The 20,304-nt window shown below is 63.0% G+C and carries 21 protein-coding genes; 9 read left to right on the forward strand and 12 right to left on the reverse strand.

Annotated features, from left to right (window positions below; genetic code table 11):
• Positions 1-4: 4 nt before the first annotated feature.
• Positions 5-1,498 (forward strand): leucyl aminopeptidase, encoded by a 1,494-nt coding sequence (locus AC4P1R_RS03760; RefSeq protein ID WP_069460609.1) that lies wholly within the window; start codon positions 5-7, stop codon positions 1,496-1,498.
• Positions 1,499-1,536: 38 nt separating this feature from the next.
• Entirely contained in the window at positions 1,537-1,986 is a 450-nt protein-coding gene (locus AC4P1R_RS03765; protein WP_069460610.1) for a DNA polymerase III subunit chi, read from the forward strand.
• Positions 1,987-2,086: 100 nt separating this feature from the next.
• On the opposite strand, the gene AC4P1R_RS03770 is transcribed toward AC4P1R_RS03765, so the two are convergent.
• Entirely contained in the window at positions 2,087-3,013 is a 927-nt protein-coding gene (locus tag AC4P1R_RS03770) for a Gfo/Idh/MocA family protein (RefSeq protein WP_069460611.1), read from the reverse strand.
• A gap of 174 nt (positions 3,014-3,187) precedes the next feature.
• On the opposite strand from AC4P1R_RS03770, the gene AC4P1R_RS03775 reads away from it, so the two are divergent.
• Entirely contained in the window at positions 3,188-4,027 is an 840-nt protein-coding gene (locus AC4P1R_RS03775) for a GNAT family N-acetyltransferase (RefSeq protein ID WP_069460612.1), read from the forward strand.
• Positions 4,028-4,076: 49 nt separating this feature from the next.
• On the opposite strand, the gene AC4P1R_RS03780 is transcribed toward AC4P1R_RS03775, so the two are convergent.
• Positions 4,077-5,966 carry an ABC-F family ATP-binding cassette domain-containing protein gene (locus AC4P1R_RS03780; protein WP_069460613.1) on the reverse strand — a complete coding sequence of 630 codons (1,890 nt, stop codon included), beginning with the start codon at positions 5,964-5,966 and terminating at the stop codon, positions 4,077-4,079.
• A 316-nt stretch (positions 5,967-6,282) separates the two neighbouring features.
• On the opposite strand from AC4P1R_RS03780, the gene AC4P1R_RS03785 reads away from it, so the two are divergent.
• Both AC4P1R_RS03785 and AC4P1R_RS03790 read left to right on the forward strand, forming a co-directional pair.
• Positions 6,283-6,561 carry a hypothetical protein gene (locus AC4P1R_RS03785; RefSeq protein WP_192803742.1) on the forward strand — a complete coding sequence of 93 codons (279 nt, stop codon included), beginning with the start codon at positions 6,283-6,285 and terminating at the stop codon, positions 6,559-6,561.
• A gap of 276 nt (positions 6,562-6,837) precedes the next feature.
• Entirely contained in the window at positions 6,838-9,507 is a 2,670-nt protein-coding gene (locus AC4P1R_RS03790) for an AMP-binding protein (RefSeq protein WP_151610997.1), read from the forward strand.
• Here the strand turns inward: AC4P1R_RS03790 and AC4P1R_RS03795 are convergent.
• Positions 9,448-9,960, reverse strand: coding sequence for a DinB family protein (locus AC4P1R_RS03795; RefSeq protein ID WP_069460615.1), 513 nt, complete (start codon positions 9,958-9,960; stop codon positions 9,448-9,450). The two genes, AC4P1R_RS03790 and AC4P1R_RS03795, sit on opposite strands and share 60 nt — an antisense overlap.
• Before the next feature lie 172 nt (positions 9,961-10,132).
• Between AC4P1R_RS03795 and AC4P1R_RS03800 the strand changes: the two genes are divergently transcribed.
• Positions 10,133-10,822 (forward strand): glutathione S-transferase family protein, encoded by a 690-nt coding sequence (locus AC4P1R_RS03800; protein ID WP_069460616.1) that lies wholly within the window; start codon positions 10,133-10,135, stop codon positions 10,820-10,822.
• A 103-nt stretch (positions 10,823-10,925) separates the two neighbouring features.
• Complete coding sequence (ndk, locus tag AC4P1R_RS03805; RefSeq protein WP_034854226.1) at positions 10,926-11,348, forward strand: nucleoside-diphosphate kinase; 423 nt, start codon at positions 10,926-10,928, stop codon at positions 11,346-11,348.
• Between the two features lie 72 nt (positions 11,349-11,420).
• On the opposite strand, the gene AC4P1R_RS03810 is transcribed toward ndk, so the two are convergent.
• Together AC4P1R_RS03810 and AC4P1R_RS03815 are read right to left on the reverse strand one after the other, a co-directional pair.
• Positions 11,421-11,924, reverse strand: coding sequence for a hypothetical protein (locus tag AC4P1R_RS03810; RefSeq protein WP_069460618.1), 504 nt, complete (start codon positions 11,922-11,924; stop codon positions 11,421-11,423).
• Positions 11,921-12,478, reverse strand: coding sequence for a CGNR zinc finger domain-containing protein (locus AC4P1R_RS03815; RefSeq protein WP_069460619.1), 558 nt, complete (start codon positions 12,476-12,478; stop codon positions 11,921-11,923). The genes AC4P1R_RS03810 and AC4P1R_RS03815 overlap by 4 nt, the downstream gene beginning before the upstream one ends.
• Positions 12,479-12,645: 167 nt before the next feature.
• Between AC4P1R_RS03815 and AC4P1R_RS03820 the strand changes: the two genes are divergently transcribed.
• A complete protein-coding gene (locus tag AC4P1R_RS03820; RefSeq protein ID WP_151610998.1) occupies positions 12,646-13,542 on the forward strand; it encodes a branched-chain amino acid ABC transporter permease in 897 nt (298 codons plus the stop codon).
• A gap of 118 nt (positions 13,543-13,660) precedes the next feature.
• On the opposite strand, the gene AC4P1R_RS03825 is transcribed toward AC4P1R_RS03820, so the two are convergent.
• The 5 genes from AC4P1R_RS03825 to AC4P1R_RS03845 all read right to left on the reverse strand — a co-directional run bounded on the left by AC4P1R_RS03825 (position 13,661) and on the right by AC4P1R_RS03845 (position 17,993).
• Positions 13,661-14,125, reverse strand: a complete 465-nt coding sequence (locus AC4P1R_RS03825) for a molybdenum cofactor biosynthesis protein MoaE (protein ID WP_069460621.1) — start codon at positions 14,123-14,125, stop codon at positions 13,661-13,663.
• 4 nt (positions 14,126-14,129) lie between these two features.
• Entirely contained in the window at positions 14,130-14,390 is a 261-nt protein-coding gene (moaD, locus tag AC4P1R_RS03830; protein WP_069460622.1) for a molybdopterin converting factor subunit 1, read from the reverse strand.
• Positions 14,387-14,974 carry a CDP-diacylglycerol--glycerol-3-phosphate 3-phosphatidyltransferase gene (gene pgsA, locus AC4P1R_RS03835; RefSeq protein WP_069460623.1) on the reverse strand — a complete coding sequence of 196 codons (588 nt, stop codon included), beginning with the start codon at positions 14,972-14,974 and terminating at the stop codon, positions 14,387-14,389. Before pgsA ends, moaD begins: the two co-directional genes overlap by 4 nt.
• A gap of 233 nt (positions 14,975-15,207) precedes the next feature.
• A complete protein-coding gene (uvrC, locus tag AC4P1R_RS03840) occupies positions 15,208-17,022 on the reverse strand; it encodes an excinuclease ABC subunit UvrC (RefSeq protein WP_427915840.1) in 1,815 nt (604 codons plus the stop codon).
• Positions 17,023-17,228: 206 nt separating this feature from the next.
• On the reverse strand, positions 17,229-17,993 hold the full coding sequence (locus AC4P1R_RS03845; protein ID WP_069460625.1) for an SDR family oxidoreductase: 765 nt from the start codon (positions 17,991-17,993) through the stop codon (positions 17,229-17,231).
• 369 nt (positions 17,994-18,362) lie between these two features.
• Here AC4P1R_RS03845 and AC4P1R_RS03850 point away from each other — a divergent pair, with 369 nt between their 5' ends.
• Positions 18,363-19,001: an outer membrane protein gene (locus AC4P1R_RS03850; RefSeq protein ID WP_069460626.1), complete on the forward strand. Its 639-nt coding sequence runs from the start codon at positions 18,363-18,365 to the stop codon at positions 18,999-19,001.
• Positions 19,002-19,070: 69 nt separating this feature from the next.
• Here the strand turns inward: AC4P1R_RS03850 and AC4P1R_RS03855 are convergent, their stop codons facing one another.
• Together AC4P1R_RS03855 and AC4P1R_RS03860 are read right to left on the reverse strand one after the other, a co-directional pair.
• Positions 19,071-19,661 carry a glutathione S-transferase gene (locus tag AC4P1R_RS03855; protein WP_069460627.1) on the reverse strand — a complete coding sequence of 197 codons (591 nt, stop codon included), beginning with the start codon at positions 19,659-19,661 and terminating at the stop codon, positions 19,071-19,073.
• A gap of 16 nt (positions 19,662-19,677) precedes the next feature.
• Positions 19,678-20,295, reverse strand: a complete 618-nt coding sequence (locus AC4P1R_RS03860) for a ribonuclease T2 family protein (protein WP_425353250.1) — start codon at positions 20,293-20,295, stop codon at positions 19,678-19,680.
• Positions 20,296-20,304: the final 9 nt, after the last annotated feature.

A 20,304-nucleotide genomic window follows, 5' to 3' on the forward strand; every position in this document is an offset into this window, starting at 1 on the left:
CTGAATGCCGATGAAGTTCGAATTCACCTTCATGAAATCCCATCGCCCGGCCGGCGGCGTCGCCGTTCTTCTACAGGTGGCGAACGCCAAGGAAGCGGCCGGCGCAACTGTTACCGATCCTGAAGGCGTTCTCGCCAAGGCAGCAAAGATCGGCAAGTTCACAGGCAAGGCGCTCACGACCCTCGATATCGTCGCCCCGCATGGCTCGCCGGCCGATCGGATCGTCCTTCTCGGCCTCGGTGGCGCGGCGGATGTTACGGATCACGATTGGTTGAAGGCCGGCGGTGCGGCGGCCGCCAAGCTGCGCAAGGTCGAGAAGGCGACGATATTCCTCGATGCTCCGGGCATCGACATCACCGGCAAGGCAGCCGCGGACTTCGCCCTCGGCATGGAAATGAACGCCTATGCTTTCGACAGCTACAAGACGCGCAAGTCCGATGACGAAGCCAAAACGCCCCAGAAGCCGGTAAAGGTCACGATCGTCACCGGCGCCGTGATTGCCGCCAAGAAAGCCTTCGCAACGGCTCTGTCGGTCGGCGAGGGTGTTTTCCTGGCGCGGGACCTCGTTAACGAACCGGCCAATATTCTCGGTCCGGTTGAGTTCGCTGCGCGTGCGAAGGAGCTGGAAAAGCTCGGCGTGGAGGTCGAAATTCTCACCGAGCGGGAGATGAAGAAGCTTGGCATGGGTGCGCTGCTCGGCGTCGCCCAGGGATCGGCCCGGCCGCCGCGGCTCGTCATCATGCAATGGAAGGGTGGCAAGGGGAAGGACAAGCCGCTGGCATTCGTCGGAAAGGGCGTCGTGTTCGATACCGGCGGCATCTCGATCAAGCCGGCCTCCGGCATGGAGGAAATGAAGGGCGACATGGGTGGGGCGGCCGCGGTGACCGGTCTCATGCATGTGCTGGCGGCGCGCAAGGCGGCCGTCAATGCGGTCGGTATCATCGGGCTCGTGGAGAACATGCCGGACGGCAGTGCGCAGCGCCCGGGCGACATCGTGACCTCGATGTCGGGGCAGACGATCGAGGTGATCAATACCGACGCCGAAGGCAGGCTCGTCCTCTGCGATGCGCTCTGGTATTGCATCGATCGCTTCAAGCCGAAAGCGATGATCGATCTGGCGACGCTGACGGGCGCGATCCTGGTGGCGCTCAGCAACCACTATGCCGGCCTGTTCTCCAATGACGATCGTCTGGCCGAGCAATTGCTTGCGGCGGGCACCACCACACAGGAGCGCCTGTGGCGGATGCCGCTCGGCAAGGAATACGACAAGATGATCGACAGCAAGTTCGCCGACATGAAGAACACGGGCGGCCGTCATGGCGGCTCGGTTACGGCTGCCCAGTTCCTCAAACGCTTCGTCAAGGACACGCCCTGGGCGCATCTCGACGTCGCCGGCACGGCCATGGGCTCGCCGACCGACGAGATCAACCAGTCCTGGGGTTCCGGTTTCGGTGTGCGGCTGCTGGACGAACTGGTCCGCGCAAACTACGAATCCTGATCGTTGCGCGAGAGAGTGGGTGCCCGGGAGAGATCGGCATGACCGAGATTCTTTTCTACCACCTGACGGAATCGAAACTCGAGGACGCCCTGCCGCCTTTGCTCGACAAGAGCATCGAGCGCGGGTGGCGCGTGGTGGTGCAGACGGTCGATGTCGAAAGGCGCGACGCTCTCGATACGCATCTCTGGGTCTATCGCGAGGACAGCTTCCTGCCGCACGGCACCGATGCGGGGGAATTCGCGGCCGAGCAGCCGATCCTGATCGTCGCCAACGGGGGCAATCCAAGCGCCGCCACAGTCCGATTCCTTGTCGACGGGGCCGAGCCACCGGAGGTCGCCGGTTACGAACGGGTCGTCTTCATGTTCGATGGATACGACCAGGCGCAGCTCGAGGCGGCGCGTGCCCAGTGGAAGCGGCTCAAGGCCGAGGGGCACAATCTCACTTATTGGCAGCAGAATCGCGATGGACGGTGGGAGAAGAAGGCGTGAATCACGTCCAGCAAACCCCTCCTCACAAGGGGGAGGGGTTGGGGAGGGGTGAACAAGCGGCGACCGAGAACGATAGCGAGACGACTTCCGCCGCCACGTCTCAATCGTGAAACGTCTCGACGAACTTGCGGCGCCCGAGCATGAAGGCATCGGCGACGTGCCGGAGCGGCGCCAGGTCGACATCCGATCTGCCGGTTGTGATAATTTCGGCAAAGCGCCGATAGAGCATCGGATATTCCTGCTCGGGCTCCTCGTGGACGATCTTCCCGTCGATGGCGAGCTTTGCGCCGCCTTCGGAGAGAACCATTTCGCCGGCCTCGGTTTCCGCGCTGATGTCCCAGCTCTGCTTGCCCGTCTGCCGCCAATCGAATTCGGCGGCGACGTCGAGCTTCTCGGCGTCGCTGAACGTGATCGAAGCGGCGATCGGCGCATCGCGGTTCTCCGGGAATTCGAGCGTTGCAGAGGTTATGAAGATCGGGCGCGGCAGGATATGGGTGATGATAGAAAGGGCATTGATGCCCGGGTCGAAGACACCGAGCCCGCCGGCAGCCCATATCCATGCCTGATTCGGGTGCCAGTGCCGCACATCCTCCTTCCAGATGATCCGGACGTTGCGGATCGTGGTCGAGGCGAGAAAGGCCCTGGCCGCTTCGACCGCGGGTGCATAGCGCGAATGCCAGCTCGCAAATAGGGAAACGTTCTTTTCGGCGGCACGCGCCTCGAGGTCGGCGACCTCGCTCAAGGTGGCGCCCGGCGGCTTTTCGAGGAAGACATGCTTGCCGGCCGCAAGGGCGGTATGAGCTGCTTCGTAGCGATATTGCGGCGGCATGCAGAGCGACACCGCCTCGATCGCAGGCACTGCTTCCAGCATTGCCTCGATCGACTTGAAGTTGTCGATGCCGTCCACGGTTCCATGGCGGCTCGCAGCCGCGATCAACTGGTAATCGGCGTTCTTCTGGAGCGCCGGCAGGTGCTGATCGCGCACGATCTTGCCGACGCCGACTATGGCAATCTTGATGGGGGACATGATGTTTCGCCCTGATTAGTATGACTTATTGCCGCTGTTGTAGCAGATTGGGGAGAGCGGGCAAGCGGGCTTCGCACTGCGGATCAAAGCTGCCAGTCTGGGCACAAAATGCCAACAGGAAAGTTAGACGCCAAGTCCGCGATCCGAGCTTGAGCCAGACGTCAAGGAGTTGCCATGCCGACCATCCGCCACGCGACGCGCGCCGAACTCGATACGATCATCGAGTGGGCCGCAAGGGAAGGTTGGAACCCCGGACTTGAAGATGCCAACGCATTCTGGGCCGCCGATCCGCAGGGCTATTGGGTTGCCACGCAGGACGATGCGCTGGCGGCGGCCATCTCCGTCGTGCGTTATGGCAATCAGCATGCCTTTCTCGGCCTCTATATCGCCGAGCCGGCCTTTCGGGGCAGGGGCATCGGCCTTCAACTGTGGAGACACGTGATCGAAAGCGCCGAGGGCCGGACGATCGGTCTCGACGGAGTCGTCGCCCAGCAGGAAAACTACCGAAGATCCGGATTCTCATGGGCGCATGCGAATATCCGCTATGGCGGGACGGCCAATGTCATCGAGCCGCCTGGTACCGACCTCGTCGATGCCGCGCCGGTTCATGCTGCGGCGCTGATCGACTATGACAGCCGCTTCAACCCGGCCCGGCGCGATGCGTTTCTACACGAATGGACCAAACAGTTACAAACGCGCCGCAGCATCGTGCTGCTGCGCGATGGCATCATTGTCGGCTACGGCGCGATCCGCGCCTGCCGCGATGGCTTCAAGATCGGCCCGCTTTTCGCCGACAGCGAGACCGGTGCCGATCTGATCTTTCGAAAGCTCGCCGCCGGCGTCAAAGGTGCGCGGGTCCATCTCGACATTCCCGAGCCGAATGCCTCGGCGCGGGCGCTTTGCGTGCGCTACAATTTGAAGCCGGTCTTCGAGACCGCGCGCATGTATCGGGGGCGGGCGCCGGATCTGCCCCTGGCGCGGATCTATGGGGTAACGACCTTCGAGCTTGGCTGATGATCGGCGATCCCGGGCAAATCCGTAGGGACACTTTGCGGAGCCATGCTCAGTCCGCCATCGCCTCCTCGTACTCGGCAGACAGCATGAGCCATTGCTCCTCGGCCTCAGCCAGTTTGGCAGCCGCCTCGGCACGTTCCTTCGCCCTTTGGGCGGCTTTGGCCGGCGCCTTTTCGTAGAGCGCGGGGTCGGCGAGTTCGGTATCGAGCGCCTGAATCTGTTTCTCCAGTTTTCCCGTCAAGGACTCGATCTCGTTGATCTTTTTCTTAAGCGGCGCCAGTGAGGCGCGCTTATCGGCATTGGCCTTGCGCTGGTCGGCCTTCGACAGCGCCTCATCCGCACCATTCGCCTTCTGCCTGTCATCCCGAGCCTTCGGGCCGCCGACGATAAGGCTTCGGTAGTCTTCGAGATCGCCATCGTAGCTCGTAACCGTTCCGTCACTTACCAGCCACAGGCGATCGGCGGTCGCCTCGATCAGGTGCCGGTCATGCGAGATCAGAATGACGGCGCCGGAATAGTCGTTGAGCGCGGAGATCAGCGCATTGCGGCTGTCGATGTCCAGGTGGTTGGTCGGCTCGTCGAGGATGAGCAGGTTCGGCTGATCGAAGGCGGCGAGCCCCATCAGCAGCCTTGCCTTCTCGCCGCCGGAGAGATCTTTGGCGGCCGTGTCCATCTTTTCCGTCGCGAGCCCCATTTGCGCCACGCGTGATCGCACCTTTGCTTCCGGCGCGTCCGGCATAAGACGGCGCACGTGCTCCACCGCGCTTTGTGTCGGGACGAGATCGTCGAGCTGGTGCTGGGCGAAGAAACCGATCTTCAGGCCGGGTGCGACGCGCACATCGCCGGCGTCAGCCGCGAGGCGGCCCGAGATGAACTTCGCAAAGGTGGACTTGCCGTTGCCGTTGGAGCCGAGGAGCGCAATGCGGTCGTCGGCGTCGATGCGGAGGTTCAGCCTCTTCAGGACCGGCTTGTCGGGCTCGTAGCCGACGGCGCCGCCCTGGACAGCGACAATGGGCGAGGCCACCTGCTTTTCCGGGGCCGGGAAGATGAAACCCTGCACATGCTCCTCGATTACCGCCGCGACGGTGCCCATGCGCTCCAGCGCCTTGATGCGGCTTTGGGCCTGGCGTGCCTTCGTCGCCTTTGCTCTGAAGCGGTCGATGAAGCTCTGCAGGTGCTTGCGCGCGGCCTCGTTCTTGGCGCGCGCCTTCATCTGCAATTCGTTGGCCTCCGCCTTCTGCCGTTCGAACTGGTCGTAGGAGCCGCGGTAGAAGGTGAGTTTCTTCTGGTCGAGGTGCACGATCGCGTTGACCGCCGTATTCAGGAGATCGCGGTCGTGGCTGATGATGATGACCGTGTGCGGATAGCGGCGAATGTAGTCCTCGAGCCAGAGCGTGCCTTCGAGGTCGAGATAGTTGGTCGGCTCGTCGAGCAGGAGCAGGTCCGGCTCGGAAAAGAGCACGGACGCGAGTGCCACGCGCATCCGCCAGCCACCGGAGAAGGCTGAGGCCGGGCGCTTCTGTGCCTCGTGATCGAAGCCGAGGCCGGAGAGGATGCTCGCCGCGCGTGCTTCAGCCGAGTGGGCGCCGATATCGGCAAGCCGCGTCTGGATCTCGGCGATCCGATGGGCGTCCGTCGCCGTTTCCGCCTCGGCGAGAAGCGCCGTGCGCTCCCTGTCTGCCTTCAGAACGATCTCGATCAGTGGCTCGTCCGTGCCCGGCGCTTCCTGCGCCACCTGACCGATCCGCGCGTTCTTCGGCAACGAAACATTGCCGGTCTCGGCCGCAAGCTCGCCCGTGATGATGCGGAAAAGTGTCGACTTACCGGCGCCGTTTCGACCGACGAGTCCCGCCTTTGTGCCCGTCGGAAGCGTCACGGAAGCGTTGTCGATGAGAAGACGGCCCGCTATGCGGGCGGAAAGGCCGGTGATCTGGATCATGCCGGCCTTTTGCCCGGACTCTTTGAGGAAGGCAAGGGGCCGCAGATTCCGCTTCAGCGGGGTCCGATATGCCTGCGGCCGGCATTTTCAAGAGGGGATTGTTATCGGATCATGGACAACGTGTTCCGATAATCAATACTTCCAAACCTCATGATGAGGCCCCACATCTAAAACGAAGGGCTAACCGCTCTTCCGACCGCTTGGCATCGGATTGAACGCTACCGGCTCGGCCGCCGCGTTCGATTTGACCGGTCCGACCAATGTGGCCGTGAGAAAACCATCGTTCAAGCGAACGACCGATCTGGAGTGATTGATCATGAGGAATGCAATCCAAACTGCTCTTGCCGCCGCCCTCGTCGCCACCGCGGTCCTCGGCGGGGCCACCGCCGCCTTCGCGGGCGGCAGCTACTACGAAGGCGTCAGCCCGACCCCGCTCTACACCGGACGCACGGCCAAGGCGGGTGGCGAGACTGTCCGTTACAATGCGAACGGCACCATCGACCGGACCGCCACCGGCTCGGTCTACGGCTATGCACCGCAGCCGAAGGCGATCCCGGGCGGCGAAGGCGAATATTACCAGGGCCTTAGCCGCTGAACTGCCGCGGCGCGGGCATTCTGCCCGCGCTCGCCCGATCCTCCCAAGCACCTGGCTTCGCTCAGCGAAGCCGGGTTCGCTTATTCGGCGCATGGACGGCCCTGGTTCGGAGGTCGGGCGTTTTCGACCGCCGGAGAGTAGATGTGGTCGCTGCCGTCCTTTTCGGCATCTGCCAACGCCAAGGCGAGTTCGGCCGGCGCTGGAACTCCGCGCCAGCGGCTGCGCCATCACCATACTTGACTCTCAGAGTCATCAATAATATGCCGCCTCGCCAGAATGGAGGCGATATTGGGGCCTGGGGATACTTCGAATTTTCCGTTTCGCGTTTCGGCACTGGCGGCCAGGGGCGAGAAGCCGGCGCTCCTGTTTCCCGGCGGCCGGGTCGTCACGTATCGGGATTTGGCCGAGCGCGTCGACCGTCTCGCGAGGCTCTGGCGCGGCCGGCGCGGCCTGGTCATGGTCGAGGCGGACCTCTCGGAGCATGCGGTCGTCGGTTATCTGGCCGCGCTCGAGGCCGGTCACGCCGTCGCCATGCAGACGCCCTGCGGCGCAGAGACGGACTGCGCCGTCTTCAGGCCGGAATATCGCTACCGCCGTTTCGACGGGCGCTGGCGTATCGAGCGGCTCGAGGGCGACCCAGTGATGCCCCATCCTGATCTCGCCGTCCTCCTTTCGACATCCGGCAGCACCGGACAAGGCAAGAGCGTCCGCCTTTCCGCGGGCAATATTTGCTCCAATGCACAGGCCATAGCCGAATATCTCGGTCTCACGGCGGCGGACAGAGCCTGCCTTATTCTGCCGCTCCACTATTCCTATGGGCTTTCCGTGCTGAACGCCCATCTCTCTGTTGGCGCCAGTGTCTATTTGCCGGGCGGCTCCATTCTCGACGAGAGCTTCCTAGACGGGCTTGCCGGGAGCGTCAGTACCAATTTTTCGGGCGTTCCCTATTCCTTCGAACTCCTGGAGAAGGTGGGCTTTCGCGAGCGCGCCTTTGCGTCGTTGCGCTTCATGACGGTTGCCGGCGGGCGTTTGGCGTCCGAGACCATTCGCCTCTACAACGAACACCTCACCGCCCGCGACGCTTCCCTGTTCGTGATGTATGGTCAGACGGAGGCGACCGCCCGCGTGGCCTATATGCCGCCGGAGCATCTTCGCGGCCGGGAGGATCGCATCGGCATCGCGGTCCCCGGCGGCAGCCTGGCAATCGAGGATGAAGAAGGCCGGCTGATCTCCGGCGTGGATCAGCCGGGCGAGCTTGTCTATCGCGGTCCAAATGTGATGATGGGCTACGCCCAATCGCGGGAGGATCTCGCGCGCGGCGCCGACCTTCGCGAACTCAGGACCGGCGACCTCGCCATGCGGGATGCGGACGGATTTTTCCGCATCATCGGTCGAACCAGGCGCATGTCGAAAATTGCTGGCCTTCGTATCGGGCATGACAGCCTGGAAGCCGCGCTCGAACGTCACGGAATTGCCGCCGCCGTCACCGGCGACGATGCCGAGATCCATGCCCATTACGTCGGCGAATGCGGCTCGGAGGCCGTCCGCCGGCTCCTAGTCGCCGCAAGCGGCCTGACCCTGCTGCAGGTCAAAGCCTCGCGTGTCGCCGCATTGCCGCGCCTGCCGTCGGGCAAGATCGACTACCAGGCGCTACGCGATCGCGCGGGCAGGGCGGATGCAGTTGCTGAAAGCAAAGACGTACAGGGCCTGTTCGAACAGCTCTTCTTTCCGGCAAGGGTTCGGCCCGGGGACAGCTTTCTGTCGCTGGGCGGCGATTCCCTCCGTTTCGTGCAATTGTCGCTCGGCCTCGAGAAGATCCTCGGCGAAGCGCCGGAAAAATGGGAACGAATGTCGGTCCGGGACCTGGCGGCCATGGACCGAAGCGTGAGCAAACGCCCGCAGGTCGGCATCGATCTGGTCATCCGCGCGTTGGCGATCTTGCTGGTCGTGGTCCATCACGAAACCCTTTGGCCGATCCCGGGTGGGGCGGCCGCAATGGTCATTCTCGTTGGTTTCGGTTTCGCGCGGTTCCAGAGCGGATCGCTTATTTCCGGCTCGCTCAAGCAGCTGTTGCGGCCGCTCGTCCACATTCTCGTCCCCTATTATCTGATCGTCGCGGCCTACGCGCTTGCCTGGGGTGAAGTGCCCTGGGCTTCCGTCTTCCTCGTGGGCAATTTCGGCTTGGCCGACCCGGAGCGCCACAGCATGGTGCCCTATCTCTACTGGTTCATAGAGGCCTATTGCCAGATGCTGCTGGTGTTCGCAGCCCTGTTTGCCCTACCTTTCGCCCGGCGTTCGGCGGCCGCCCGGCCCTTCGAAACCGGCATGGTTTTCCTTGCCGCCGGTCTCGCGGCTCGGCTCGTGCTGCCGCAATTCTGGGATATCGGCAATCGTCAGATCTTCACCCTGCCGTGGATATTCTATCTTGCAGCTGTCGGCTGGTGTGCGGCGGTCGCCGAAACCCCGCGTCAGCGGCTCGCGTTGATGGTGGCAGGCGCGTCGATTTTCCTCTACTTCGGCATCTACAAGGGCGTCTGGGTCGGCACCAAGATCAAATATCTCCTGCAGATCGCCGTGCTCGCGGGGCTCCTGTTCCTGCCTCGCATCCGTCTGCCGCAATGGGGCACGCAACTGATCCTGCCCGTGTCCGCGGCAGGTTTTCATATCTACATCCTTCACCGCTTCGTGCCGGAGCTCCTGCTTCTGCCGGCGCAGCCGCTGCTGCCGCCCGCCGCCTATTCGCTCCTGGCAATTGCCGGCGGCATCCTGCTCGGCCTTGCGGCATGGGCGGCGCAGCGCCAGCTCTACGCATGGCTTTCACGCACCCGAAACCGCCTCCGTCCGATGGAATGGTCGAACGCGACCCGGCGCTGGACGATTTTTACCTCAGGCCGCCCACTTCTCGCCGTCGGTCCGCAGAAAGAAAACCAGGTCCAGCGTCAGTGAAGGGCGGCCGAGCGCGGTGAGGGTGGCGTGCGCCTGGCCGCGATGGTGGGTCTGGTGGTTGAAGAAGTGGGCAAGCGTCGGTCCGAGCTTCTGCCTGATCTCGCCCGGCATGGTGATGGGCGTGTAGGTGAAATGCGCGCCAAGTCGCGCCTCGTCGAGACCGTCGACATAGCTGATGATGCGCTCGTCTTCGATCCGGCGCGCCACCTCCAGGCCGGCGAGATCATCGTGCAGGATCTGGTCGAGCCGTGTTGGTGCGTCGCCTTCTCCGCAAAAGCGCCTCATCCAGATCCGGTCGGCGGCGAGGATATGGTTGAGCGTGGCATGCAGCGATCCGAAAAAGGCTCCCTTGTCCGTGCGGTATTCCGCATCGGATAACTCCGAAGCGGCGGCATAGAGCTGGCGGTTGGCCCAACGATTGTAATCGGCAAACATCCGGTAATGATCGAGCATCGGCTTCTCCGTGGACTGGCCCTGTTGGAGCAGCCTACAGCGAACAGGCATTTCCGTGTGGAATGCAATTCATGAAATTTACTGATTTGATCGGACGGCGTCGTTGACGTCCTATGGGCCGCCTACTGCATGTCCTTTGGCTCGAGGACACAATCGCTGATCTGGAGATGGAATGATCCGCAAACTTTATGCCCTCTGCGGCACCGACCGCACGCGCCCCTTCTCGCCCCATGTGTGGAAGACCAAGCTTTCCCTGATGCATAAGGGGCTCGATTTCGACGTGGCCCCCGTCGGCTTCACGCAGATCCCGAGGATTGAGCAGGGCGCAACGAAGATAGTGCCCCTGCTGCGCGATGGCGACAGGCTCGTCAGCGACAGTTTCGATATCGCTCTCCATCTCGAGGCAACCTATCCCGAACGCCCGCCGCTCTTCGGCGGCGAGGGCGGCAAGGCGGCCGCCCGCTTCGTCGAGGGCTGGTCGCAGATGACGCTGCACCCGATGATCGGGCGCATTGCCATCATGGATATCCACGACCGCCTTGATCCGGTCGACCGGGCCTATTTCCGGCAAAGCCGCGAGCAGCGCTTCGGCAAGCCGCTCGAGGCGGTGGCCGAAGCAGGGCAGGCCGATATCGAAACCTTTTCGGCCAAGCTCGAACCGCTCCGCCACATGCTGAAGTTCCAGCCCTTCCTCGGCGGAGACGGTCCGCTTTTCTCAGACTATATCGTCTTCGGCGCACTGCAATGGGCGCGGATCGTTTCGCGGCAGTGCCTGCTCGCGGACGGTGACTTGGTAACCGCCTGGTTCGAGCGCTGTCTCGACCTGCACGACGGTTTCGGCCGCTCCGTGACAGCGGCGTGAAACTACAGACGGCTGCGGCGAATCATCACCGCGCCCCCTTGTTTTGCGCGGCATTGGCGGCTAAGGGAACCGCCACTTTCTCCAGAAACGAGGATCTGTGCCAATGGCGATTGAACGTACCTTTTCGATGATCAAGCCGGATGCGACGAAGCGCAACCTGACCGGCGCCATCACCAAGATGCTCGAAGACGCCGGCCTGCGGGTCGTCGCTTCGAAGCGCGTGTGGATGAGCCGCCGCGAGGCTGAAGGCTTCTACGCCGTCCACAAGGAGCGCCCGTTCTTCGGCGAACTGGTCGAGTTCATGTCCTCCGGCCCGACGGTCGTTCAGGTTCTCGAAGGCGAGAACGCGATTGCCAAGAACCGCGAAATCATGGGCGCCACCAACCCGGCCAATGCCGACGAAGGCACCATCCGTAAGGTCTTCGCGCTGTCGATCGGCGAAAACTCCGTTCACGGTTCCGACGGTCCGGAAACGGCCGCCGAGGAAATCGCTTACTGGTTCGCCGGCACCGAGATCGTCGGCTGAATCAAAATCTTCGCTTCGGGCCGCAACGGCTTGAAACGATTCCATGAACGGGGCGGCGACGCCCCGTTTGCTTTATGCCGGGCAGGCGGCCATGTCGAACTGCATCGGCGCCAGACCGTCGCGGAAGACCTCCGGATTCTTGTCATAGGCCGGCCCCACCACCAGGGGCCTCGCCGGCAGGACATCCTGATCGACGTCGGACGTCACCGTCGTTTCCAATTTCTGCAGCGTTGCTCCGTCCGGCCCCTTGACCTCGATCGTCACGGCATAGGGCCTCTCTTTCCTGACGCAGGTGACATCGGGGCTTTCCAGCACGATTTTGTCGAGCTTGGGGAAGAGCTTGCGCGTGAGTGTCAGCGGCTCGCCGCCGGCGGGGTTCTCGAAACTCGCCACCACGACACTGCCGTCTGGGACGGGTTCGGTCTTGTTGAGTGTAATCATGTAGGTGGCGTAAGCCAGCCGGTAGTTGAACACGAATATCTTGCCGGTGAGCTTTAACGGGTCGGGCCCGGTCTCGCGCTGGCAGCCGATAAGAGCCACCGCGGCCAGGACGGCGCAAATAGCTATTCTCTTCATGGCTGCGTTTCCTCTCTGCGGCGATAGTGACGCCTGGCCTTGGAGCGGTTGCCGCAAACCGCCATGTCGCACCAGGTGCGGCTCCTGTTGCGGCTGCGGTCGAGAAACAGCCATTCGCAATTGGGGCAGATTTTCAGTCGGTCCGGCTCCGGATTGGAGACGAGGCTGAGCGCCGAATGCGCCGTCGCCGCGTCGAGGGCGATGTTGCCGCCGCGTTGCGGGGTCCGGCGCAGGACGGCGGCGATTGCTTCCAGAAGATCTGCGAGAAGATCGGGCCGGTCCTGGTCCAGTACCTTCGCCCGGAAATGACGGTCCGCTGCCTCGCGCAAGTCCAGAAATGATTTGCGGTGTTCGGGCCGCGCCCGACCGAGCGGCCCGAAGCGCTGCCGCTCGGCGCCGTAGAGATTGGCGGCGTCGGCGAAGGAGTCCATTGCCGCGAAATCGGCGAAACGGTCGATCCTGCGCTGCGGATCGAAGCGCAGGACGACGGAATTGGCGACGTCCAGCGCCAGGGCGCCCCCGGCGAATCGATGTGCAGTCCAGGTGAAGCTCATGTCGGAAATACTAACTGGCAAAACCAGGTTTGCAAGTTATATTGCATCTGTCGACGGGCCGTAATGGCAAAGCTTCGGGCGGGTTCCCGATCCGCCGCCGCAGTTCGCGATGTAAATTGAGCTTCTGTGAACCCGGATCATCTCGGGGGTGCGTTACGGGAGATGCCATGGCCTATTTTCTTCAGCAGATCGCCAACGCCGCACCCGTGGCCGCGCTGTATGCGGCGCTCGCCTTCGGCTATGCCATCGCCTTCGCCGTGACGAGGCGGGCCGATCTGACCTATGGCGCGCTCTTCGCCTTCGCCGGACAGATCTTTGTGCTCTTTGCCGACTTCGGCTGGAACCGCCTTTGGCTCGTGCTGCCTGCCGCCCTTGGGGTCGGGGCTGCTGCGGCCCTTGCATTCGGCCTTGGTGCCGGCCTCGTCGCAGGGCGCTACGTCATGCGTCCGCTCGCCTTTTCATCCGCAAACGCCGTGGTCGTCGCCTCTCTGGGTAGTCTGCTGGTGCTCATGGAAACGGCGCGTCTTGCGTCGGATACGCGCAGCCTCTGGCTGCCGCCGTTCCTGAACGAGGTCATCGTCTTTTGGCCGAACCCGCGGTTTCCCGTGACCCTGACCACCGTTCAACTGGTGAATACCGGGCTGATGACAGCGCTGGTTGCCGGAGGGCACTGGTTGCTCACCCATTCCTATGCCGGCCGTTACTGGCGCGCCGTCTCGGAAGATCGTGAGGCGGCCGCCCTTTGCGGTGTCGATCCATCGGCCGTCTATATCGCCGCCTATGGCGCGGCCGCACTGATTGCCATTGTCTGCGGAGTTCTTGCCGCATCCTACTACGGCAACATGGATTTCGGCATGGGCCTGAGCTTCGGGGTGAAGGTGCTCTTCATCGCCGCGATCGGCGGCCAGACGGCGCCTCTTCTTGCAGCCTGCGGCGCGGCCGGCGTGGGGCTCCTGGAGACGCTATGGAGCGCTTACGGACCGATCCTCTGGCGGGACTTTGCGATCTTCGGTTTTCTGGTCGTCGTCCTGGTCGTGACGCGTCGGGAGAAGACGATCCCATAGAAGCCGCCCACAGCCGAGTCTTCCTCCTCGCAGGGCCGGCTTCGGTGATCGGTGCGGACGTGGTGCGACTGACGCAATGGTGGGGTGAGTGGTGAAACGCGTTCCCCCTGCAACGTGGTCAGTCTTCCCACCGCTCGCGCGCCGCGTCGTCCACGTCCCTGGCGCTGACCCATTCGCCGGCGCTGCCGTCGGCGTGATGCTCTTTCTTCCAGAAGGGGGCCGAGGTCTTGAGGAAGTCCATGATGAAATTCGCGCCGTCGAAGGCCGCTTGCCTGTGCGGCGAGGCGGCAATCACCAGGACGATGTTCTCGCCGGGATTGATCCGGCCGAAGCGGTGAATGGCGGTCGCCGCCTGCAGGCCGAAGCGCGTCGTTGCCTCGTGGCAGATGCGACGGATCTCGGCCTCCGCCATGCCGGGGTAATGTTCGAGTTCAAGTGCATTGAGCGCGCCCGCCTCGTCGCGGCAGAGTCCGGAAAAGCTGACCACCGCGCCAATGTCCGTCCGCCCGCGGCGAAGCGCGGAGAGCTCGGCAGCGAGGTCGAAGTCCTCCAGCTGGACGCGCACGGTGACGGGCGCAGCCATGGTCCTAGCCGCCCGTCATCGGAGGAAAGAGAGCGATCTCGCGGGCGCCGGCGACCGGTTCGCCATGCGCGACATGTTCCCGGTCGATCGCCGCACGGATGACGTTCTCATGCTCCAGCGCCGCCTCATATTCTGCGCCGAGCGTCTTCAGATAAGCCAGCAGATCGGCGATCGTGACGACGTCCGCCGGCAGTTCCAGCGTTTCCTCACCCTTGCCGATCCGCTCGCGGACCCATGAGAAATAGACGAGATTGACGGTGCTCATTCGTTGACCACGTGTTTGAGTCCGGCGCGGAAATAATCATAGCCCGTATAGAGCGTGATCGCCGCCGCGATCCACAGAAGCAGGATACCCGCTTCCGTCGTATAGGGCACGATCTTGTCGCCGGCCGGACCGGCAAGCAGGAAGGCGATCGCCACCATCTGGATCGTCGTCTTCCATTTGGCGACCCGCGTCACCGGCACGCTGACCTTGAGCGCCGCGAGATATTCGCGCAGGCCGGAAACGAGGATCTCCCGGCAAAGAATAATGATCGCCGCCCAGATCGACCAGCCGGCAATCGTGCCGTCGGCGGCCACGAGCAGGAGGATCGAGGCGACCAGCAATTTGTCGGCGATCGGGTCCAGCATTCGGCCGATATTGGAGGTCTGCTTCCAGATGCGGGCGAGATAGCCGTCGAAGAAGTCCGTGATCGAGGCGGTGATGAAGAGCACGAGCGCCGTCCAGCGGGCGAAATCGGAGCTGTGCAGTCGGCCCTCGATGAAGAAGCAGAACACGATCAGCGGCACGATGAGGATGCGGAAATAGGTCAGCAGGTTCGGGATGCTGTAGGCTACGGGCGTTGGCATAGACTCGGTTTCTCTGGACACGACCTCCCCCATTTCCGCGATCTAGGGTTATCGGCGCTGGCTGTTCTGGTTGCGGGGCGAGCGGGACAAGCTTGACGACGGTTTTCCCGTCCCCCCAAGTTTGCACGTGTACAGAATGACTTTGCGACCGCAAGGTCAACAGGTCATTCGAACACCTCTGTCATATTTCCCGGATTCGGCTGAATGCAGGCTGAATTGCGCCACCCGGAAATTCATTTGGTGGCGTCCTCGTGAAAGTGCTCGTAGACGAGGCGGGCGACCGACTCGGAAATGCCGTTCACCGCCATCAGATCGTTGACGCCGGCGCGCGATACCGCCTTGGCGGTGCCGAAGTGGGTGAGAAGCGCGCGCTTGCGGGTCGGGCCGATGCCGGCGATTTCGTCGAGCGGGTTCTTGACCATCTCCTTCTTGCGCCGCGCCCGGTGCGAACCGATGGCAAAGCGGTGCGCCTCGTCGCGAAGCCGCTGGATGAAATAGAGGACCGGATCGCGCGGCGGCAGGGTGAAGCTTTCCCGGCCTTCAGCGAAGAAGCGCTCGCGTCCGGCATCGCGATCGACGCCCTTGGCGACGCCGATCGCCGCCACGCAATCCTCGATCTCGAGTTCCTCCAGAATGGCGCGAACGGCCGTCATCTGTCCCTGGCCGCCGTCGATCAGGATGACGTCGGGCCAGGCCGGAAAGCCGGTCTCCTCGCCTGGATCAGCCGAGCGGTCTGGCTTCCCTTCCTCCTTCAGGAGACGCGAAAAGCGGCGCGTCATAACCTCGCGCATCATGCCGAAATCGTCGCCGGGGGTGATGTCGGTCGATTTGATGTTGAACTTGCGATACTGGCCTTTGACGAAGCCTTCCGGGCCGGCCACCACCATGCCGCCGACCGCATTGGTGCCCATGATGTGCGAGTTGTCGTAGATCTCGATGCGGCGCGGCACGTAAGGGAGCTTGAAGGTGTCCGCAAAGCCCTCGAGCAGCCGCGACTGCGATGCCGTTTCTGCGAGCTTGCGGCCATGTGCCTCGCGCGCGTTGGCGAGGGCGTGGTCGACGAGGTCCTTCTTCTCGCCGCGCTGCGGCACGAGAATCGACACTTTGTAACCGGATTTCTCGGTAAGCGCCTGGGCGAGGAGCTCCTGTTCCGCGACAGCTTCGCAGAGCAGGATCTGCCGCGGGCAGGGCTTGTCGTCATAGAACTGCGCCAGAAAGGCACTGAGCACCTCGCTTGCCGGGAGCGCCGGGTCCGCCTTGGGGAAATAGGCGCGGTTGCCCCAGTTCTGCCCGGTGCGGAAGAAGAACACTTGAATGCAGGAGATCCCGCCTTCATGATGGATGGCGAAGACATCCGCCTCCTCGACGCCCGCCGGGTTGATGCCCTGATGGCTCTGGACGTGGCTGAGTGCTGCCAGCCGGTCGCGATAGAGCGCCGCGCGCTCGAAGTCGAGATTTTCGGAGGCTTCCGCCATGGCGGCGGCGATCGTCTGCTTCACCGCCTGGCTCTTGCCGGAGAGGAAATCCATCGCCTCCCGGACGAGCTCCGCATAATCTTCATCGCTGATCTCGCCCGTGCAGGGCGCCGCGCAGCGCTTGATCTGGTAAAGCAGGCAAGGACGCGTGCGCGTTTCGAAGACGCTGTCGGTGCAGGTCCGGAGCAGGAAGGCGCGCTGCAGCGAATTAATCGTTCGTCCGACGGCGCCGGCCGAGGCGAAGGGGCCGAAATACTCGCCCTTTCGGCTGCGCGCGCCGCGATGCTTGTAGAGTGCAGGGGCGCGGGTGTCGCCGGTGACGACGATATAGGGAAAGGACTTGTCGTCGCGCAGAAGCACGTTGAACCGCGGACGAAGGCGCTTGATCAGGTTCGCCTCGAGCAGCAGCGCCTCGATCTCCGTCCGTGTCGTGACGAATTCCATATTCGCGGTCTCGCGGACCATGCGCGCGATACGGTTGGAGTGGCCGCGCCCCTGCGCGTAGTTGCTCACCCGCTTTTTGAGGCTGCGCGCCTTGCCCACGTAAAGCACGTCGCCGGCCTCGTTGAGCATGCGATAGACACCCGGCCCGTTCGGCAAGCGCTTGACGAAAGCCTGGATCAATTCGGCGCCTTTGAGACCTTCCGTTTCCGGCGGGCCTTCCGCCCACGCGACCGCGCGGACGGGTCGCTCGCTCTCGCTTGCTTCGACGAGGTCTTCGTCGTCGTCCGTCTCGCTGCCGTCATAAAGAATGCCGCCATCCGTGGGCGTTCGCCCGTTCATTCGACTATCTCCCGAATATCCGGCGTCTCCCAGGCGAGGTGTTGCCCGCCGTCGAGCGCGATCATCTGTCCGGTAACCGAGGGCGTCTCGAAAAGGAAGCGGATCGCGCGTCCGAATTCGTCGAGCGTCGGGCCGCGCCTGAGGATCAACGCCTCGACCTGCGCCTCGAAATCCGCTCGGTCCTGCCGGTCGTTGGGCAGCGTCGGGCCCGGTCCAATGCCGTTGACGCGGATGTCGGGGGCAAGCGCCTGCGCCATCGTCCGGGTAGCCGTCCAGAGCGCCGACTTGGACAGCATATAGGAATAAAAGCGGGGATTGGGAGACCAGACACGCTGATCGATCACATTGATGATGAGGCCGGAGACTCCGCCTGGCCGCTGACGGGCGAAATCACCGGCAAGCAGGGACGGGGCCTTCACGTGGAGCGCGAAATGCCGCTCCCACACCGCTTCGTCGAACTGCTCGAGACTGTCCTTGCTGAAGACGGAAGCATTGTTGACGAGAAGATCAAGCGGGCCGATCCGGGCAACGGCCTCCGCAATCAGCCGGGATGCGGCTTCGGCATTGGTTAGGTCCGCCTTCAGCGCGACGGCCCTGACGCCCTCGGCGCCAAGCTCCGCCACCAATGTCTCCGCGTCGGAGAAGGAGCCGTTCGCATGAATGGCGACCGCAAAGCCGTGCGCCGCCAGATCCTTGACTATTGCCCTGCCTATCCGTCGGGCACCGCCCGTGACCAGTGCCGCCTTGAGTGCCCTTTTCAACGTGTCGTCCCGTTCCGCGAATCCTGTTCCAACAGCTCCAAGATATAGGCCGGAAGCAGGCGGCCGAAACACTCCCCGGACGATTCATTTCCAAAAATTTAACGGGATCGGCGCAAATTGAGTTATTTTCTGCGGTTAAAGTATAGTTTTCGTTAATCTCAAGATATAGTTAATAGATACCCTGTTGTGGGAAAGCAACACCGAATTTCCGCCGCGCTGGCGCCACTGAAATTCCATATTTTGGCTCTTGAGAATCCGCATTTGCTGTCCAATTTTCGGTCAACCGGGCGGGTTAATCACAGATGTCCGGAGCCCGCTAAGGGGCACATCGTGCTTGCTTCGGGGCGCCGGTTCGAAAAGGAGAATAGTATGCGTACACTCACCACCACCCTCATGGCTTCGGCCATGGTTCTCGTTGCCTTCCAGGCCGCCCACGCCGCTGATGCGATCTACGAGGTCCCCGCTGCTCCGGCTGCCGAATACACCGAGCCCGCGGTCAAGAACTGGTCGGGCGCCTATGTCGGCGGCACGGCGAACTGGCATCACGGCGAAGCCAATGCTACCGGCGGCAACACCTCGGCCGGTTTCGGCGGCGGCCTCTACGGCGGCTACAACGTCCAGGACGGGCAGATGGTCTATGGCGGTGAAGCCGATATCAACTATGCCGGCAATGATGCCACGCGGGGCGACCGCCGCGTCAAGCAGGGCGTCAACGGCTCGGTTCGCGGTCGCGTCGGCGTCGACGTGAACCCGGTTCTCGTTTATGGCACGGCCGGTGTCGCGCTCGGCAACGCCAAGCTGTCGACCTCGGCAGGCTCGGACGACAAGACGCTGGTCGGCTGGACCGCCGGCGTCGGCGCGGAGACCTTCGTCACCGATAACATCACCGCGCGTGCCGAATACCGCTACACGGACTACGCCTCGAAGGACTTCCGCCCGGGTGGTACGACTGTCTCGTCCGGCTATGACGAGCACAGCGTCCGCCTCGGCATGGGCGTGAAGTTCTGATCCTCCAAGACGGATTGCTAACGAGAAAGGCCGGGGCAACCCGGCCTTTTTAGCATGCGACCTATTCTGTCAGGCCTTGAATCTCGAATAGTCGGGGAAGTGCTTCTCGAATTTGGCGGGCCATTTTTCGAGTTTGCGCCGGCCTTTCTGCCACTCGCCGGTGAAGCGCAGCTCGATGTAGCGCAGCATGGCGGCGAGAGCGAAGTGGCCGGCATGCAGTTTGCCGCCGGTCTTCGGCAGATTGGCCTCGAGGGTGTCGAGGCCGCGCTCCACCTTTTCCCACTGCCGGTCGATCCAGGGCTGATGCACCTTTTCCGGCGGATGCGAGCGCTTTTCGTAGACGATGGCGAGCAGGCTGTCGCAGATGCCGTCACAAAGCGCTTCCAGCACTTCCACCTCCGTGCGTTTTGCGGGCTTCTTGGGGTAGAGCTTGCCTTTGGTCTCTCGGTCGATGAAGTGCATGATCGCGCGGCTGTCGTAAATCGCCTGGCCATCCGCGTCGACCAGGGTCGGAATCTTGCCGAGCGGATTGTTCGCAACGAGTTCCGGCGCATTGGCGTTGGTGTCCGTCAAGACGCTTTCCGCGGCCAGGCCGACGTGATGGGCCGCCATGCGGACCTTGTTCGAATAGGGGGAGGCGGGGGAGTAAAAGATCTTCATACGGCGTCTTTCTGTTTCATTGGGCGGAAGGCAGGACGACCGCGCTTCTTCTGCAGGCACGGCTATCCACTCCCGGGCAAGTCCTGAAGTTCAGCTCCTTGTCGAAGCAAATCCTGACCTCGTCGAGAAGCCGGCCCTCGCAGGTAACGGCGATCATCTGCTGCGTCATCCCCGGGTTTTTCTTTACAAAAGCCGATTCGATCGACGAGACGGACAGATTGCGCGATTGACCTGTGCTCAGAAGGTCGGGGGGAATGGTGAGCCTTTCGCGAGCCATCCGTGTGACGGCGAAATAATCGGCCTGGCCGAGCCCGGAGCAGGTGCCGTGCTTGCGCCACTGATGGCCGATCAGGCCCATGGACGGGATGAGATCGAGATATTGCCGTCCGAGCGCCTCGGGCACGCGCCGCGGCGCCTGGCTTGGGCAATTTTCCGGATAGTCGCGTTCGTATTGCGGCCACAGGCCATGGACGACAAGGCCCCGCCGCCGGCCACCGGTTTCGCATTGATCCGTCTTTCCCTGCGGGTCGTTGGCCTTGCACCAGCTCGGCGACCAGGAAAGTGACAGCACGTAGAAGTCAAAGCCCGTGCCGACTGGAATTGCTTCGGTATTCGCTGCAGGTGACGCCGCCATGCTGCCGTC

The organism is Sinorhizobium sp. Y406, assembly GCF_058732025.1.

Excerpts from the sequence above, each read along its gene's own strand:
- moaD (WP_069460622.1), bottom strand. The coding sequence starts at position 14,390 with ATGAGCACCGTCAATCTCGTCTATTTCTCATGGGTCCGCGAGCGGATC.
- AC4P1R_RS03790 (WP_151610997.1), top strand. The coding sequence starts at position 6,838 with ATGGAGGCGATATTGGGGCCTGGGGATACTTCGAATTTTCCGTTTCGC.
- AC4P1R_RS03850 (WP_069460626.1), top strand. The coding sequence starts at position 18,363 with ATGCGTACACTCACCACCACCCTCATGGCTTCGGCCATGGTTCTCGTT.
- ndk (WP_034854226.1), top strand. The coding sequence starts at position 10,926 with ATGGCGATTGAACGTACCTTTTCGATGATCAAGCCGGATGCGACGAAG.
- AC4P1R_RS03855 (WP_069460627.1), bottom strand. The coding sequence starts at position 19,661 with ATGAAGATCTTTTACTCCCCCGCCTCCCCCTATTCGAACAAGGTCCGC.
- AC4P1R_RS03825 (WP_069460621.1), bottom strand. The coding sequence starts at position 14,125 with ATGGCTGCGCCCGTCACCGTGCGCGTCCAGCTGGAGGACTTCGACCTC.
- pgsA (WP_069460623.1), bottom strand. The coding sequence starts at position 14,974 with ATGCCAACGCCCGTAGCCTACAGCATCCCGAACCTGCTGACCTATTTC.
- AC4P1R_RS03815 (WP_069460619.1), bottom strand. The coding sequence starts at position 12,478 with ATGAGCTTCACCTGGACTGCACATCGATTCGCCGGGGGCGCCCTGGCG.
- AC4P1R_RS03785 (WP_192803742.1), top strand. The coding sequence starts at position 6,283 with ATGAGGAATGCAATCCAAACTGCTCTTGCCGCCGCCCTCGTCGCCACC.
- AC4P1R_RS03810 (WP_069460618.1), bottom strand. The coding sequence starts at position 11,924 with ATGAAGAGAATAGCTATTTGCGCCGTCCTGGCCGCGGTGGCTCTTATC.
- AC4P1R_RS03780 (WP_069460613.1), bottom strand. The coding sequence starts at position 5,966 with ATGATCCAGATCACCGGCCTTTCCGCCCGCATAGCGGGCCGTCTTCTC.
- AC4P1R_RS03795 (WP_069460615.1), bottom strand. The coding sequence starts at position 9,960 with ATGCTCGATCATTACCGGATGTTTGCCGATTACAATCGTTGGGCCAAC.
- AC4P1R_RS03760 (WP_069460609.1), top strand. The coding sequence starts at position 5 with ATGCCGATGAAGTTCGAATTCACCTTCATGAAATCCCATCGCCCGGCC.
- AC4P1R_RS03765 (WP_069460610.1), top strand. The coding sequence starts at position 1,537 with ATGACCGAGATTCTTTTCTACCACCTGACGGAATCGAAACTCGAGGAC.
- AC4P1R_RS03800 (WP_069460616.1), top strand. The coding sequence starts at position 10,133 with ATGATCCGCAAACTTTATGCCCTCTGCGGCACCGACCGCACGCGCCCC.
- AC4P1R_RS03775 (WP_069460612.1), top strand. The coding sequence starts at position 3,188 with ATGCCGACCATCCGCCACGCGACGCGCGCCGAACTCGATACGATCATC.
- uvrC (WP_427915840.1), bottom strand. The coding sequence starts at position 17,022 with ATGCTCAACGAGGCCGGCGACGTGCTTTACGTGGGCAAGGCGCGCAGC.
- AC4P1R_RS03860 (WP_425353250.1), bottom strand. The coding sequence starts at position 20,295 with ATGGCGGCGTCACCTGCAGCGAATACCGAAGCAATTCCAGTCGGCACG.
- AC4P1R_RS03770 (WP_069460611.1), bottom strand. The coding sequence starts at position 3,013 with ATGTCCCCCATCAAGATTGCCATAGTCGGCGTCGGCAAGATCGTGCGC.
- AC4P1R_RS03820 (WP_151610998.1), top strand. The coding sequence starts at position 12,646 with ATGGCCTATTTTCTTCAGCAGATCGCCAACGCCGCACCCGTGGCCGCG.